This is a genomic window from Streptomyces roseofulvus (genome assembly GCF_039534915.1).
In the GTDB taxonomy this organism is placed as follows: domain Bacteria; phylum Actinomycetota; class Actinomycetes; order Streptomycetales; family Streptomycetaceae; genus Streptomyces; species Streptomyces roseofulvus.
Map to the genome: position 1 here is coordinate 7,885,639 of NZ_BAAAWE010000001.1, position 15,695 is coordinate 7,901,333.

The 15,695-nt window shown below is 64.0% G+C and carries 10 protein-coding genes, 3 rRNA genes and 2 pseudogenes; 11 read left to right on the plus strand and 4 right to left on the minus strand.

Annotated features, from left to right (window positions below):
* Window positions 1-63 precede the first annotated feature (63 nt).
* Both ABFY03_RS36325 and ABFY03_RS36330 read left to right on the plus strand, forming a co-directional pair.
* Window positions 64-444, plus strand: coding sequence for a nuclear transport factor 2 family protein (locus ABFY03_RS36325; RefSeq protein WP_346172027.1), 381 nt, complete (start codon window positions 64-66; stop codon window positions 442-444).
* A 159-nt stretch (window positions 445-603) separates the two neighbouring features.
* Window positions 604-786 (plus strand): hypothetical protein, encoded by a 183-nt coding sequence (locus ABFY03_RS36330; RefSeq protein ID WP_346172028.1) that lies wholly within the window; start codon window positions 604-606, stop codon window positions 784-786.
* A 7-nt stretch (window positions 787-793) separates the two neighbouring features.
* Here the strand turns inward: ABFY03_RS36330 and ABFY03_RS36335 are convergent, their stop codons facing one another.
* Window positions 794-1,369 (minus strand): transposase, encoded by a 576-nt coding sequence (locus ABFY03_RS36335; protein ID WP_386723675.1) that lies wholly within the window; start codon window positions 1,367-1,369, stop codon window positions 794-796.
* A 1,371-nt stretch (window positions 1,370-2,740) separates the two neighbouring features.
* On the opposite strand from ABFY03_RS36335, the gene ABFY03_RS36340 reads away from it, so the two are divergent.
* From ABFY03_RS36340 to rrf, 3 genes are all read left to right on the plus strand, one after another.
* A 16S ribosomal RNA gene (locus ABFY03_RS36340) occupies window positions 2,741-4,266 on the plus strand.
* A 284-nt stretch (window positions 4,267-4,550) separates the two neighbouring features.
* Window positions 4,551-7,671, plus strand: a 23S ribosomal RNA gene (locus ABFY03_RS36345).
* Between the two features lie 74 nt (window positions 7,672-7,745).
* A 5S ribosomal RNA gene (gene rrf / locus ABFY03_RS36350) occupies window positions 7,746-7,862 on the plus strand.
* The 16S, 23S and 5S rRNA genes sit together here, the layout of an rRNA operon.
* 74 nt (window positions 7,863-7,936) lie before the next feature.
* Here the strand turns inward: rrf and ABFY03_RS36355 are convergent.
* Window positions 7,937-8,692, minus strand: a complete 756-nt coding sequence (locus ABFY03_RS36355) for a transposase family protein (protein WP_346172029.1) — start codon at window positions 8,690-8,692, stop codon at window positions 7,937-7,939.
* 318 nt (window positions 8,693-9,010) lie between these two features.
* On the opposite strand from ABFY03_RS36355, the gene ABFY03_RS36360 reads away from it, so the two are divergent.
* A complete protein-coding gene (locus tag ABFY03_RS36360; RefSeq protein ID WP_346172030.1) occupies window positions 9,011-9,814 on the plus strand; it encodes a class I SAM-dependent methyltransferase in 804 nt (267 codons plus the stop codon).
* A 157-nt stretch (window positions 9,815-9,971) separates the two neighbouring features.
* On the opposite strand, the pseudogene ABFY03_RS36365 reads toward ABFY03_RS36360, so the two are convergent.
* Window positions 9,972-10,710: pseudogene (locus ABFY03_RS36365) on the minus strand (transposase family protein).
* Window positions 10,711-11,016: 306 nt separating this feature from the next.
* Here ABFY03_RS36365 and ABFY03_RS36370 point away from each other — a divergent pair.
* From ABFY03_RS36370 to ABFY03_RS36390, 5 genes and pseudogenes are all read left to right on the plus strand, one after another.
* Window positions 11,017-11,598 (plus strand): hypothetical protein, encoded by a 582-nt coding sequence (locus tag ABFY03_RS36370; protein ID WP_346172031.1) that lies wholly within the window; start codon window positions 11,017-11,019, stop codon window positions 11,596-11,598.
* 412 nt (window positions 11,599-12,010) lie between these two features.
* Window positions 12,011-12,277 (plus strand): helix-turn-helix domain-containing protein, encoded by a 267-nt coding sequence (locus tag ABFY03_RS36375; RefSeq protein ID WP_346172032.1) that lies wholly within the window; start codon window positions 12,011-12,013, stop codon window positions 12,275-12,277.
* A gap of 343 nt (window positions 12,278-12,620) precedes the next feature.
* Window positions 12,621-13,058, plus strand: a complete 438-nt coding sequence (locus ABFY03_RS36380; RefSeq protein ID WP_346172033.1) for a hypothetical protein — start codon at window positions 12,621-12,623, stop codon at window positions 13,056-13,058.
* Between the two features lie 95 nt (window positions 13,059-13,153).
* Window positions 13,154-13,312: pseudogene (locus ABFY03_RS36385) on the plus strand (GNAT family N-acetyltransferase); the annotation flags it as partial.
* Window positions 13,313-13,519: 207 nt separating this feature from the next.
* On the plus strand, window positions 13,520-14,353 hold the full coding sequence (locus ABFY03_RS36390) for a hypothetical protein (RefSeq protein ID WP_346172034.1): 834 nt from the start codon (window positions 13,520-13,522) through the stop codon (window positions 14,351-14,353).
* A gap of 67 nt (window positions 14,354-14,420) precedes the next feature.
* Here ABFY03_RS36390 and ABFY03_RS36395 read toward each other — a convergent pair whose 3' ends face one another.
* Window positions 14,421-14,813 (minus strand): SgcJ/EcaC family oxidoreductase, encoded by a 393-nt coding sequence (locus ABFY03_RS36395; RefSeq protein ID WP_346172035.1) that lies wholly within the window; start codon window positions 14,811-14,813, stop codon window positions 14,421-14,423.
* Between the last annotated feature and the right edge of the window lie 882 nt (window positions 14,814-15,695).

Consider the following 15,695-nt stretch of genomic DNA (forward strand, 5'->3'; position numbering starts at 1 on the left):
CCTCAGGCACCTGCTTGCCGCACGCGTCATGCCGGACCCGAAACCCGACCCTACGGTGACACCATGCGCGACCCGGAGAAGAACAAGACCGCGGCCAAGGCGTTCTACGACCTCATGTTCAACGAGTGCCGCCCGGCCGAAGCCATCGACCGCTTCGTCGGCGACACCTACACCCAGCACAACCCCCACGTCGCCGACGGCAAGCAGGCCTTCATCGACTACTTCGAACGCATGGCCGCCGAGTACCCGGGCAAGCGCGTCACCTTCAAGCGCGCCTTCGCCGAAGGCGACCACGTCATCCTGCACTGCCACCAGATCTGGCCCGACGAGGAGTACGCGGGCATCGACATCTTCCGCTTCGACGACGAGGGCAAGATCGTCGAACACTGGGACGTCCTCCAACTCATCCCGCCCACCTCCAGGAACGACAACACCATGTTCTAGGAGCCGATCACGCGCAGCGTGCTGCAGGTTGTTCCTCGAGACCACCTTCCAGGTGGCCTCGACGTCGATCGCGTGGTGTGGGGCATCCGCAGACGCGCGACCATCCGGACCGAACACGCTGAGTACCTGCACCTCCGGTACCTCCGGTACAGGTATGGCGTGGGCAGCGTCGAGTGGCATCCCGGCCCGGATGTCGAGGACGACACGCCGGAGTCCCGGGACGATGGCCGCTCGGGGCTCTTTGCTGAATGGGACGACGGCACCGGCGGCGATGACATCACCCATGAAGACCTCCTCGCGACGGCGGGCCTGGAACTGGCTTCGGGTGCCTCGGCGGACTGAGGCCGCGTTACGAAACCAGGTGCGGAGCCAGGTGACGAGTGCGGCCGCGGTGACGGTGCCGAGGAAGACGTGTTCGCGGTCGTCGTCGTAACGGGTCGCGACGGCGGGGGAGTTCTGCAGCTTGTTGATGGCCCGATCGACGGTGTTGGATCGCGTTCCGGATGCCGCGGCGCCGCAGGTACTGACGGCAAAGGCCGTTGCCGTATGCCTTGTCGGCCGCCACGCTGCCGGGCTTCTTGCGGGGCCTGCCTGCCCCGGGCCGGGGGACCCGGATCTTCTCCAGCACCGCAGTGAACTGGGTGCAGTCGGCTGGCTGCCCCAGCGTGACGATCAGGGACAGCGGGCGGCACAATCCGTCCGCGCTCAGGTGGATCTTGCTGGTGAAGCCGCCGCGTGAACGGCCCAGGCCCTCGCGTCTCGAACCACCTCCATCAGCCGGTCGACAAGGCACTGCCAGGGAGCTTTGTCCTGGTGGCCCAGTGCGTAGTCCCCCGCTTTCTTGAGCCGGCGAAGGCCGGCGGTGGGGTCGGTGCGGGCGCCGTCCGCTGCCTGGAGCGACGCGGCCTGGCAGCGCAGGGTGCATCTGCTGGTGCGGTGGAGAAGCCGCGTGAGTGCCCCTCGCAGGCCCCCGGCCACCAACATCGCCCCTGGGAGTTCGGAGAGTGCCCGGCCGAGGACCGACCGTGCTCGATAACCACCTCCGGCCGTACTCCTCCACGCCACACCCCCGCACCCCTACGTCGGAGCCCAGGCCACGTGCGACCAGTGGCCGAGCTTTCGCATGGTCGCCTGAAGGCGCCCGCCAGCACGGCCTCTGCGGCAGCGCCTGCGTCGACCATCAGGTCAACACCATCAGGTCAACGCTTACCCGGTCACGGGGCGTCTCCCCTCGGACGATCGCGCCCGCGAGCCGTCCGTCTGAGCGGCTCCCGACAGCCATGGGCAACCTCCGCATGTCTGCCGTCCCGCGCTGTACGACGCCGTCGTCGAGGAAGCGAGCAAGGACTCCGCCGAGAGCCGGCGACATGATCACCCCCATCCCCCTGGACGCGCACCGCATCCGCGTGACCTGCGAGAGGGCTGCTGGCCCGACGGACGTCGTCGTGCCCAACGCATCCCGGACCGTCACTTCGGGGTCTAGACATGCGCAAGGTCGCCCTCGCCACTGAGGCCCCCAGCCTCGCCGCCCCCGAACCACCGGTTCGCTCGCAGGCCGCTACGAAGCCTTCGGCCGTCAATGCAGGACAACGGCACCTCCGCGGCCACGCTCATGGCAGGCCCCCCGCCGGCGCAGCCGGGTAGACAACCGCGGGCTCGGTCGAGGCCGAAGTTGACACGGGTTTACCGGATGCGTACTCTCCTCCGAGTTGTCCGACGTGAGCACCGGCCCCGGTCGGCCCCGGACAGCCATTCCGCAAGAACCACTGAGCCTGACGGCCGCGATTCGTCGTGCCGTTCTGCTTTCCGTGCGTTTTTGCGAAATGAGGAATCCACGTTCGAAGTCTGGACGCCGGCCCCGATTCGCTTCGGAGCCCGGGAATCCGCTAAAGTCTCACTCGTCGGAACGGCCCAACAGCCCGGAAGGCAAACCCCGCTGACTGGGAATCAGACGCCGAAAGGATCTGATAGAGTCGGAAACGCCGGAAGGGCCCGGAGCGAAAGCGAAAGGGACTGGAAAGCACCGAGGAAATCGGATCGGAAAGATCTGATAGAGTCGGAAACGAAGGAAGCGCCCGGAGGGCCTGGAAACAGGAACGAAGGAAGCGTCCGCACCTTGAGAACTCAACAGCGTGCCAAAAATCAACGCCAGATTAGTTGATACCCCGTCCAGCCGGTTTCGGTTGGTCGAGGTTCCTTTGAAACAAAACACAGCGAGGACGCTGTGGACGGTCGGTCTTATTCCGACCTGACCGTCCCGCTCAACGCGAGTGTTGAACCCGATCACGGGTACACATTCACGGAGAGTTTGATCCTGGCTCAGGACGAACGCTGGCGGCGTGCTTAACACATGCAAGTCGAACGATGAAGCCCTTCGGGGTGGATTAGTGGCGAACGGGTGAGTAACACGTGGGCAATCTGCCCTTCACTCTGGGACAAGCCCTGGAAACGGGGTCTAATACCGGATACGAGACGGGGAGGCATCTCCTCGTCTGGAAAGCTCCGGCGGTGAAGGATGAGCCCGCGGCCTATCAGCTTGTTGGTGGGGTAATGGCCTACCAAGGCGACGACGGGTAGCCGGCCTGAGAGGGCGACCGGCCACACTGGGACTGAGACACGGCCCAGACTCCTACGGGAGGCAGCAGTGGGGAATATTGCACAATGGGCGAAAGCCTGATGCAGCGACGCCGCGTGAGGGATGACGGCCTTCGGGTTGTAAACCTCTTTCAGCAGGGAAGAAGCGAAAGTGACGGTACCTGCAGAAGAAGCGCCGGCTAACTACGTGCCAGCAGCCGCGGTAATACGTAGGGCGCAAGCGTTGTCCGGAATTATTGGGCGTAAAGAGCTCGTAGGCGGCTTGTCACGTCGGGTGTGAAAGCCCGGGGCTTAACCCCGGGTCTGCATCCGATACGGGCAGGCTAGAGTGTGGTAGGGGAGATCGGAATTCCTGGTGTAGCGGTGAAATGCGCAGATATCAGGAGGAACACCGGTGGCGAAGGCGGATCTCTGGGCCATTACTGACGCTGAGGAGCGAAAGCGTGGGGAGCGAACAGGATTAGATACCCTGGTAGTCCACGCCGTAAACGTTGGGAACTAGGTGTTGGCGACATTCCACGTCGTCGGTGCCGCAGCTAACGCATTAAGTTCCCCGCCTGGGGAGTACGGCCGCAAGGCTAAAACTCAAAGGAATTGACGGGGGCCCGCACAAGCAGCGGAGCATGTGGCTTAATTCGACGCAACGCGAAGAACCTTACCAAGGCTTGACATATACCGGAAACATCCAGAGATGGGTGCCCCCTTGTGGTCGGTATACAGGTGGTGCATGGCTGTCGTCAGCTCGTGTCGTGAGATGTTGGGTTAAGTCCCGCAACGAGCGCAACCCTTGTCCTGTGTTGCCAGCATGCCCTTCGGGGTGATGGGGACTCACAGGAGACCGCCGGGGTCAACTCGGAGGAAGGTGGGGACGACGTCAAGTCATCATGCCCCTTATGTCTTGGGCTGCACACGTGCTACAATGGCCGGTACAAAGAGCTGCGATGCCGTGAGGCGGAGCGAATCTCAAAAAGCCGGTCTCAGTTCGGATTGGGGTCTGCAACTCGACCCCATGAAGTCGGAGTTGCTAGTAATCGCAGATCAGCATTGCTGCGGTGAATACGTTCCCGGGCCTTGTACACACCGCCCGTCACGTCACGAAAGTCGGTAACACCCGAAGCCGGTGGCCCAACCCCTTGTGGGAGGGAGCTGTCGAAGGTGGGACCAGCGATTGGGACGAAGTCGTAACAAGGTAGCCGTACCGGAAGGTGCGGCTGGATCACCTCCTTTCTAAGGAGCACAGTACCGATTGCAGGCAAACGTTCTGCACGGTCAGCTCATGGGTGGAACGTTGATTATTGGATGCGAGTGACCTGAAGGTCTCCAAGTACTGCTTCGGCGTGGAACGGATGACACGGACGGCGCTCGCATCTGGCACGTTGTTGGGTATCTGAGGGTACGGCCGCAAGGTTGTATCTTCGCGATGCCGGCCCCAGTGAACCTGGTCCTTAGTGGTCAGGGTGATGGGTGGCTGGTCGTTGCTTGAGAACTACACAGTGGACGCGAGCATCTGTGGCCAAGTTTTTAAGGGCGCACGGTGGATGCCTTGGCACCAGGAACCGATGAAGGACGTGGGAGGCCGCGATAGTCCCCGGGGAGTCGTCAACCAGGCTTTGATCCGGGGGTTTCCGAATGGGGAAACCCGGCAGTCGTCATGGGCTGTCACCCACTGCTGAACACATAGGCAGTGTGGAGGGAACGAGGGGAAGTGAAACATCTCAGTACCCTCAGGAAGAGAAAACAACCGTGATTCCGGGAGTAGTGGCGAGCGAAACCGGATGAGGCCAAACCGTATGCGTGTGATACCCGGCAGGGGTTGCGCATGCGGGGTTGTGGGATCTCTCTTCTGTCGTCTGCCGGCGACAGGACGAGTCAGAAACCGTTGATGTAGTCGAAGGACATGCGAAAGGTCCGGCGTAGAGGGTAAGACCCCCGTAGACGAAACGTCAGCGGCTCGTTTGAGAGACACCCAAGTAGCACGGGGCCCGAGAAATCCCGTGTGAATCTGGCGGGACCACCCGCTAAGCCTAAATATTCCCTGGTGACCGATAGCGGATAGTACCGTGAGGGAATGGTGAAAAGTACCGCGGGAGCGGAGTGAAATAGTACCTGAAACCGTGTGCCTACAAGCCGTGGGAGCGTCGGACGCAAGCTTGCTTGTGTCTCGTGACTGCGTGCCTTTTGAAGAATGAGCCTGCGAGTTTGCGGTGTGTTGCGAGGTTAACCCGTGTGGGGAAGCCGTAGCGAAAGCGAGTCCGAATAGGGCGTTTCAGTAGCACGCTCAAGACCCGAAGCGGAGTGATCTAGCCATGGGCAGGTTGAAGCGGAGGTAAGACTTCGTGGAGGACCGAACCCACCAGGGTTGAAAACCTGGGGGATGACCTGTGGTTAGGGGTGAAAGGCCAATCAAACTCCGTGATAGCTGGTTCTCCCCGAAATGCATTTAGGTGCAGCGTCGTGTGTTTCTTGCCGGAGGTAGAGCACTGGATAGGCGATGGGCCCTACCGGGTTACTGACCTTAGCCAAACTCCGAATGCCGGTAAGTGAGAGCACGGCAGTGAGACTGTGGGGGATAAGCTCCATGGTCGAGAGGGAAACAGCCCAGAGCATCGACTAAGGCCCCTAAGCGTACGCTAAGTGGGAAAGGATGTGGAGTCGCAGAGACAACCAGGAGGTTGGCTTAGAAGCAGCCACCCTTGAAAGAGTGCGTAATAGCTCACTGGTCAAGTGATTCCGCGCCGACAATGTAGCGGGGCTCAAGCGTACCGCCGAAGTCGTGTCATTGCAGCATGAGGGCCAACGCCCGCTGTGATGGGTAGGGGAGCGTCGTGTGCCGGGTGAAGCAGCCGCGGAAGCGAGTTGTGGACGGTTCACGAGTGAGAATGCAGGCATGAGTAGCGATACACACGTGAGAAACGTGTGCGCCGATTGACTAAGGGTTCCTGGGTCAAGCTGATCTGCCCAGGGTAAGTCGGGACCTAAGGCGAGGCCGACAGGCGTAGTCGATGGACAACCGGTTGATATTCCGGTACCCGCTTTGAAACGCCCAATATCGAGCCCATTAATGCTAAGCCCGTGAAGCCGTTCCGGACCCTTCGGGGAAAGGAAAGTGGTGGAGCCGGCGAACCAAGGTGGTAGTAGGTAAGCGATGGGGTGACGCAGGAAGGTAGTCCAGCCCGGGCGGTGGTTGTCCCGGGGTAAGGGTGTAGGGCGTTGTGTAGGCAAATCCGCACAACACGTAGCCTGAGACCTGATGCCGAGCCGATTGTGGTGAAGTGGATGATCCTATGCTGTCGAGAAAAGCCTCTAGCGAGTTTCATGGCGGCCCGTACCCTAAACCGACTCAGGTGGTCAGGTAGAGAATACCGAGGCGTTCGGGTGAACTATGGTTAAGGAACTCGGCAAAATGCCCCCGTAACTTCGGGAGAAGGGGGGCCACGCCTGGTGATGAGTCTTGCACTCTGAGCTGGGGGTGGCCGCAGAGACCAGCGAGAAGCGACTGTTTACTAAAAACACAGGTCCGTGCGAAGCCGTAAGGCGATGTATACGGACTGACGCCTGCCCGGTGCTGGAACGTTAAGGGGACCGGTTAGTGACCTTTCGGGGTTGCGAAGCTGAGAACTTAAGCGCCAGTAAACGGCGGTGGTAACTATAACCATCCTAAGGTAGCGAAATTCCTTGTCGGGTAAGTTCCGACCTGCACGAATGGCGTAACGACTTCTCGACTGTCTCAACCATAGGCCCGGTGAAATTGCACTACGAGTAAAGATGCTCGTTTCGCGCAGCAGGACGGAAAGACCCCGGGACCTTTACTACAGTTTGATATTGGTGTTCGGTTCGGCTTGTGTAGGATAGGTGGGAGACTTTGAAGCAGCCACGCCAGTGGTTGTGGAGTCGCCGTTGAAATACCACTCTGGTCGTGCTGGATGTCTAACCTGGGTCCGTGATCCGGATCAGGGACAGTGTCTGATGGGTAGTTTAACTGGGGCGGTTGCCTCCCAAAGGGTAACGGAGGCGCCCAAAGGTTCCCTCAGCCTGGTTGGCAATCAGGTGTTGAGTGTAAGTGCACAAGGGAGCTTGACTGTGAGACCGACGGGTCGAGCAGGGACGAAAGTCGGGACTAGTGATCCGGCGGTGGCTTGTGGAAGCGCCGTCGCTCAACGGATAAAAGGTACCCCGGGGATAACAGGCTGATCTTCCCCAAGAGTCCATATCGACGGGATGGTTTGGCACCTCGATGTCGGCTCGTCGCATCCTGGGGCTGGAGTCGGTCCCAAGGGTTGGGCTGTTCGCCCATTAAAGCGGTACGCGAGCTGGGTTTAGAACGTCGTGAGACAGTTCGGTCCCTATCCGCTGTGCGCGTAGGAATATTGAGAAGGGCTGTCCCTAGTACGAGAGGACCGGGACGGACGAACCTCTGGTGTGCCAGTTGTCCTGCCAAGGGCATGGCTGGTTGGCTACGTTCGGGAGGGATAACCGCTGAAAGCATCTAAGCGGGAAGCCTGCTTCGAGATGAGTATTCCCACCTCCTTGAGAGGGTAAGGCTCCCAGTAGACGACTGGGTTGATAGGCCGGATGTGGAAGCCCAGTAATGGGTGGAGCTGACCGGTACTAATAGGCCGAGGGCTTGTCCTCAGTTGCTCGCGTCCACTGTGTTAGTTCTGAAGTAACGAACTCCCATGTTCCGGTTGAGTTCAACTTCATAGTGTTTCGGTGGTCATAGCGTTAGGGAAACGCCCGGTTACATTCCGAACCCGGAAGCTAAGCCTTTCAGCGCCGATGGTACTGCAGGGGGGACCCTGTGGGAGAGTAGGACGCCGCCGAACAATCATTGTGGGAAAGCCCCGCACCTTCTGGTGCGGGGCTTTTCTGCGTTCCAGAGACTGAGCCTTTTCCAACCTCACACTGATGCGTGGTGAAGGACGAGGACGGCCTTCACGACGTCGGTGATTCGGTTGGTGCTGCAGCGGAGCTTCCGCAGGAGGCGCCAGCCCTTGGTGGTAGCCATGGCCCGCTCGCCGAGGCAGCGGATCTTGACGTGGGTGGTGTTGTGGCGACGCTTCCATCGCTTGAGGCGGCGGCCCCGAAACGGTACACGGACGGGCCCGCCTGCGCCTTGATATGCCTTGTCCGCCCAGCATTTGAGTTCCGCATCGGCGAGGGCTTCGATGATGCCGTGCTGCCGCGCGGCGGTCAGGTCGTGAGTCGAGCCGGGCAGAGCCGGCGAGGCCCAGAGCAGCCGTCCGAACGGATCGGTGAGGATCTGGACGTTCATGCCGTGGCGTTTGTGTTTCCCGGAGTAGTACGGGGTGTCGGCGGCGATGCGATCGATCGGCAGCAGGGTGCCGTCGAGGATCACGGACGCCTTCGTCCGGATCGTCTTCATCGCCTCGGCCAGGGACGGGGCGAGGGCGGCCAGGGCCTCGATGGCTTCACGTATGTAGCGGTAGACGGTCGCGATCCCGATGTCGAACCCGGCAGCGAGCTGGGCATAGGTGTCACCGCACCGTAGATGGGCCAGGGCGAGCAGTGCCTCACGTGCGGCGGGAAGGCGCCGCCACCGCGTTCCGATCTCCTGCCGCCGGGCTGTCAGTCGTCCGGTCAGGAACCGCAGGGTGCGGCTGGACAGATCAATCGAGGACGGGTAGACAAGCACGCGAAGCTCCTGGCGGATCAGGGTGATCTTGGTCGAGAACCCGTCTACCAGGAGCTTCGTCGTTGCGCAGGACAGTCCAACTCGCGGTCGGACAACGCGGCTTGCAAAGGGCTCATTGTCCCCATCGTGGCCGATGGGGCGCTGGTGGAGTGGGGACCTGCGTCGGTGCGGCGTGCCGCGGTTTCCCATGAAATCTGGTGGAGTCTCAGCGGCCGGAAGTGGTTGGGTCCTGCTCAATGCTTCGCTGACACGGCCCGGCACAGTGCGAGGCGCAAGGTCCGAATCGCAGGCGCGGTCTAGCCCGCGCGTCGTCGAGTGATGGAGGTTATCGCGGTGGCTGGTTATGGGGCTCTTGCCGACGTGTACGAGTGGCTGATCGGGGACGACAGGTTGACCCCCGCCAAGGCAGCCGCGGTTTACTACAGCGATGTCGTGGGCTCTCTGCCGCCCAACGCGCGCGTCCTCGACTGCGCGTGTGGAACCGGCCAGCTCGCCGTCGGTCTCGCGAGTCTTGGCCTTGACGTGGTCGCCGCAGACGCCAGTGATGGGATGGTTCGCCGGACCGAGAAGGTGGCCGACGAGCAGGGTGTCTCGCTTCGAGCTCTCCGCGCGAGTTGGGACGAGCTGCCCGACCACCTGGAGGACTCCACGTTCGATCTGGTGTTCTGCGTCGGCAATTCGCTCGGGCACGCTGAGGGCGCAGCCGGGCGTCTGACCGCACTGGAAGCGATGTCGCGGCTGCTGAATCCGGGCGGACGCCTTGTGCTCCACTCACGCAACTGGGCGCTCGTGCGCTCCGCCGGCTCGCGGGTAGACGTCCGCGATCGACTCATCCGCCGCAACGACCGCAATGCGGTCGTCAGCTACTACTGGCAGATCGAGCAGCGCTGGGAGCAGGAACACTTCCTCGAGATCGTGGTCGCCCAGATCGAGCCGGATGGGGCAGTGCGAGCCTGCTCGGAGCGGTTGTCCATCTGGCCTTACCGGTACGAGGACCTCGTGGCGCAGTTGCGGAGTGTCGGGCTCACGGTGCAGTCCACCACCTTCGACTCCGAGAGCGATGGATACCTGGTGGTCGCCGGCCGCGACCAGGCGCGAGGCACGTCGGAACCGGCGCGCTGATCCGCCTTTCGTCGTCGTTGCCGACCTGCCAGCTCGCGACCGCCTGCAGCGCTTCGCGAAGTGTTCAGCGCTTGAAGCGGTTGCTGCGGGTGCAATCCTCACCCTGTATCTGACCTGCTCAAGCTGAGGTTGGAAACAGCTCACTGAGTTCTTTCCATCATCGGTCTGAGCTGGCCACATGCAGGGTCAGGACGGCTTGGACCAAGCTTGTGATGCGGACGGTCGAGCACCGCAGTTGGAGGAGGAGTCGCCAGGACTTGAGGGTGGCGACGGCCTGGCGTGGGACCGGTTGACGGCCTTCTGGCCTTGGGAGAGTGTCTCCCAGCGTTCCCAGGACGGGATGCGGACCATGCCTCCGGCACCTCGGTATCCCTTATCGGCCCAGCACGTGATGCCGGCGTCCGTGAGCATGCGGACGATGCCGTGTTCGCGGGCGGCCCGGACGTCGTGGACGGCTCCGGTCAGGGCAGGTGAGGCCCACAGCAGCCGCCCGGAGGGGTCGGCCAGGATCTGCACGTTCATCCCGTGCTTCTTGTGCTTGCCGAGGTAGAAGGGACGGTCTGCGGCGATGCGGTCGATAGGCGACAGGGTGCCGTCCAGCAGTACGAACGCCTTCCTCGATGCCGTACGGGCAGCCTCCTCGAGGGTCGGGGCGAGTGCGGCCAAGAGGTCCACAGCCTCGGCGACGTATCGATAGGCGGTGGTGGTGCCGACGCCGAACCCGGCCGCGAGCTGGGCGTAGGGGTGCCGTTGCGGAGGTGGGCGCGTGTGAGCAGGGCCTGCCGGCCTGGGCTCAGGCGTCGCCACCGGGTACCGAGCTCCCAGCGGTGTTGGCGGAGCTTGGCGGACAGGAAGCGCAGGGCAGAGCTGGACGCGTCGACCCCGGACAGGTACACAAGCGCGCGACGCCTCTATAGAAGACGGGTTCCTCGGTCGAAGCCCCGTCTAGCAGGGGCTTCGACCGTCTGTCAGTCCAACTGGGCTACACAGTTGCCGATGGGGAACCGATTCAGTTCTTCAAGACCCAGGTCGGCGGCCTGCTCGCGACGGCCTTTCTCCACCTCGACTCCATCGGCCTGCACCGCCTGTGCGCCCTGCTCGTCAAGGCATCGCGGGAGCCATGCCGACGGCAGCCCCTCGCCCTCGGAGTCCGCCGATCATTCCGGGTGACAGGCCGAACCAGCAGGTGGCACCATGCGGCCATGTGCGAAGACTGCCTGGCCGGCTACACACGCTGTGTCCACGTCACCGCTGACGCCGTCGACGCAAACCGCCAGGCCATGCGACTGTGCGCGCTGATGGAACACTGCGGCGACGAGGCGGAACTGCTGACGCAGCTGGAGAACGTCGACGAGGTCCGCCGAATGGCGGCAGTGCTGCCGAACTCCCTTTTTGTGCACCGCCCTTACCCTGGCGCCCGACCCTCCTGCGGCGCCGGTGGCTGTGAACCGGACGTGCCGGTCATGGACGACCGTGAACTGGAGGCACACTTGCCGCTCGAAGTGTCGGGACGGTTCGCACCGGGGACGGCCGAGGACCAGGTCATCGCGGCACTGGGCGACAACGGCAACGCGGTCTTCCTCGTATGGTCAGGCCGCTGGCCGGACAGACCCGAGCACGGCCTGCACGGCTCGCGCCACGACGCGGTACAGGTCGTCTTCTGCGGCGACCACTCCGACCCCGCACTGCCGTCCGGCCGGCACGCGGTCCACGTCCACGTGTCCAAGGAGTCCGGCCACCGCGGCGTCGAGTATCTGGCTGCGCAGGCGGGCGTTCACCCGTGACCAAATCGGCGCTCGTGCACGCCGCCGTCCGGTCCGCATCACCGCACTCGTCCAAGCCGTCCTCGCCCTACATCTGACCAGCTCAGTGTGAAGTTGGAAAGAGCTCACTGTAGGCAGCTTAGGGCTGGTTTGACCATGCGGTGAGGGTGAGTTGTGTAGGTGGACGACGGCCTAACGAGCTCGTGCACGGTAAGCGGTGAGACGTCGGTCCACGGATAGTCGTTCATGGTGGGGTGGTGGGGGCTGTGAATCGTGCAGGGATCGTTAGCAGCCGTCGGATCACGGGTCTGTCGGCCGGTGTGATCGCTGAACTCGTCACGGAGCTGGGCCGGTTATGGCATGAGCGTCAAGAGGCGAAGCTGGCCTCCGGCCGCGGCAGCGGCGTGTGGGAGCCGGCGCGAAGCACCGGCTGGTGTTCGTCGACCGGCTCCTGGCCACGCTCGTCCATCTCCGTCACGGGGTCACCCGTGACGTGTTGGCCTGCTGGTTCGGCGTGGACCGCTCCTCCATCACCCGGGCCATCGGCGAGGTGCGGCCTCTGTGGCACCGTCTACGACGATTGCGACGGCTACGTGAACGAACACGACGTGCGCATCGGCGTCATCCAGGTGGCGGACCCGGCCGGCCAGATCATGGGCGGCTGCGGCGACAGCGGCGGTCCGATTGTTCAAGACGGTGACCGGCGGAGTACAGGCCCGGGGCGTCCCCATCAGTGCGGACATCAACGCCGGCCCCATGACCACCGTGTGCGGCTCCGTGCACCCCGACGCCTACAACGTCGGCTGCTCGCGCTGGGTCAACTGCGTGCCCGTCAGCGCCGTTCTGAACCCCCGGGGGCGTCTCCCTGGAAGTCGGCTGACACGCGGCGGTGCCGCTGCACGGAACCCGTGCGGCTGGACCGCCGTCCCACTCTGGAGCGCACCCCAGGCGTGCGCCCGGCGAACGGACGGGATGCGATGACGCACCAGGTCGGCACCAGAACGCGCACGACACCACGCCGAGCGGCGACCGCTGCTGCGGGAGTGCTCCTGCTGACGGGAGTCGCGGGCTGCGGTTCCCCCACCGAGACCCTTCCGACCACCCCGGCCTCGCGGGCGACCTCCACCGCCACGCCCGCCCCCGCGACGCCCCCCCGGATGATCCTGCGGGCCAAGGACGACCCCACGGCCGCGCTCCTGGCGGCCCTGCCGGGAGCCCTTGTGGTCACCGACACGAACTGCGTGGCGGCGAAGTCGTCTCTGGACGGACGTGTCGTCCCCCTCAGCTGGGGGTACGGCTGGACCGCCCGGATCGAGAACGGCAAGGCCGTCGTGTACGAGCCGGACGGCGAGGTCTTCGCCAAGGAAGGCGAGAAGGTCACTCTGGGCGGCGGTACGTCCGGCAAGTACGCCGACCACCCCTGCGCGGCGGGCCATCAGGTCTTCGCGGTCAACAACGCCGCGACTGATTCGGGGGGTTAGGTCGAAGGGCGGGGGTACTGGAGGGCGGTCCGGGGGCCGGGTCACCGGACCGCCCCAGGCAGTGGCAGGGCCCGTCGCCGGGCGGCGAACGAAGGGTAGGCGCTCGTTTCGAAGGCGTGCTGCGGAACTGGTCACGGTCGTGGGCCCCTGGCGAGGATGGCCTCGTCCGTGACTCCGCGATCACCGCAGCGGAGTGGCCGGACTGCATGACCGGACTTGCGCGGCGAATCGCCCGGAGTCTCGACCACAGGTAAGAGGGGCCTGCCGGCTTCGAGACGTCCCGAGCCATCGCCGCCAGGACATCCTGGGACCGAGGCGCAGCGCAGCTGACATTGTGCCCGTTCATCCGTACCGGAGTGAGGACATGCACGCGTACGCCGACACTGCCCCGATCATGGCGGCACCATGTGCTCTCTGGAAACGGATGGCCCGGGAGCTCTCTGCTCGGGCATTCTCACCCGATGGGAGCTAGAGCCAACGTCGTTGTTGTCCGCGAGCACGGTGCACATGAGCTGTACCGGACTGGGTGGGCGGTCGGGATCGACCTCGACTTGCTGGGAGGGCCGGCGGCGGTTCTTGCGATGCTGCCCGGGCTTCGTCGAGACGACTGGTGGTTGGACGATTCCATGGCCCAGGGCGGGATACTGCTCGATCTCGGGCGGAAGGTGCTGTTGTTCTTCGCCTGGGAGGGGCCTAGTACGGAGCTTCGCCGACGCGCGGTCATGTTCGAGCTGATCCGAGAGGCATGGCCTGGGTGGGAGGTTCGCTGGTTGTATGACGGGCCGGCCGAGGTGCGGGAGTACGTCGGGTTGGACCCGGAGTACGTTCGCTGCCGTGATGTGGAGCCTTCTTTGGCCCCGTTCCTTGCCGCCGACGACGAGGATCTGGCCGGGCCCGACCCGGGTGGTGTGGTGATCACGGTCGGCGCCGGGCGCTGCCACGTCGCCTCTGACGCTTTCGATCATCCTGTCCGCGAAGGTGTCGCCCTTCTTGACCGTCTTGCGCACGCCCCGGGGCATGGAAACTGCCGGCTGCACGTCAACTCCGGCATCCATCTCGATCCGGAGCGTCGCCATCTGGGCTGGTGGTCCCTCTACTCCTCGCCCCAGGCCTACCACGTACCGGAGTTGTGGCCGGGCTGGACGGTGGACTTCTGGCGGGATGACTGGGAGCGGCACGTCAGGGTCAGTGCTCGGTTCTCTCCGGCGGCGTTCGATGCCGGAGAGGGAGCCAGAGCTGCGGTGCTCGCCGAGGCCGGCGAGCGCCGAGCCGGTTCATGGACCGCGCCGGCTTGAGGGCAGAGGGGATGACTGACGTCACGCATGCGAGGTCAGGGGCGAGGGTGAGGAGCCCTGGTGCCTCTCAGGCGGACCGCACTTCGGTGTTCTGACAGGCGTGCAGCAGCCAGTTGCCGTCCTGCTGCTTGGTCATGACGTAGAGAGGAGCGCCCTCCGTGTCGCCCTCTGGCGAGTGGTAGACCTGGCGGACCTTCACGGCTGCCACGTCCGGCCGGAGGAACTGGATGTGCACTGCCTCGTACGTGACCTCGCCGTCCCAGGTTGCCTGGGGCAGGACGGCGCGGGTGAACTCGGCGATGGCGTCGAAGCCTATGAGGACCTTGCCGTGGGCGGTCGTCCAGAGGGCGTCGGGGTGGAAGAGCGAGAGGAAGCCCTCGGCGTCCTTGGCACGCTGAGTGCGCTCCACGGTGGCCACGATGTCTTCGATGGCCTTGATGTCTGCGGTTTCGGTGGTCATGCAGATGATGTTGCGACCTCAAGTGAGGTTGAGGTCAAGGGGTGTCGGTGTGGAGATCGCTCGGATGATCCGGGACACGGGGAGGTCGGTGGATGCGGCTGGATTCGATGGTGACGTCCAGTGGGAGCCGGCCGCTGTACGGTGGGGCCGCTTCGCCCACTGCCAGTACCGTCGCGCCGAGGGCGCTACGAGCGGGCCTTCTGTGACGATCGACGCTCTCTCGATGCGGCCGGAATCCGCGATGTCGTACACCGTGAACGGGGGTGCCTTCTCCGCGGTCTGGGGCCTGTGGCGAATGATCACCGAGAGGGTGCGTGCTCGATCCGATTGCCTTGCCGTCCTGACACCAGCACGTGATTCTGGGCAGGTGCCAGAAAAGGGGAAAAGAAGGCGGCGGCAAGAGGGCGCGTGGCAGCGGCTTGCTGCTCGCACCCCGCCGGACGCGGGACAGTGGGAAGTGGTCGTTGAGACTTCGGACCAGGCGGAGATGCGTATGAGGTTGCGCCGTCTTCGGGAAGAAGGAGTCGAGGGGGCGATGATCCGGATCGACACGCTGTGTGGACGCTTGGCGGTGCCGACCACCTACCGGCTGAGCCGTTTCGTGCGGGACCCCGCGCGCGGACACGGGCACGAGCACTCTGATCATTGATCTTGTGGCTGGTCGAGGTCAGTTGACGGATGAGGTGGGGCAGCGAACGGAACCCCTGTCGTCGTGGGTGGGTGGGTGGGTGGCCGTGGTCGTCCCTGGCGTGGCGTGATCCATCGGCCAGGTGGTCAACGGGTGCTGTGGCGGCTGCGGACGCGGGTTCCGTGGCGCGATCTGCCCGCGCGGTACGGACCGGGGCCGGGTGGAGTGGTCTGTCACCGTTGCCGTCGACTGCG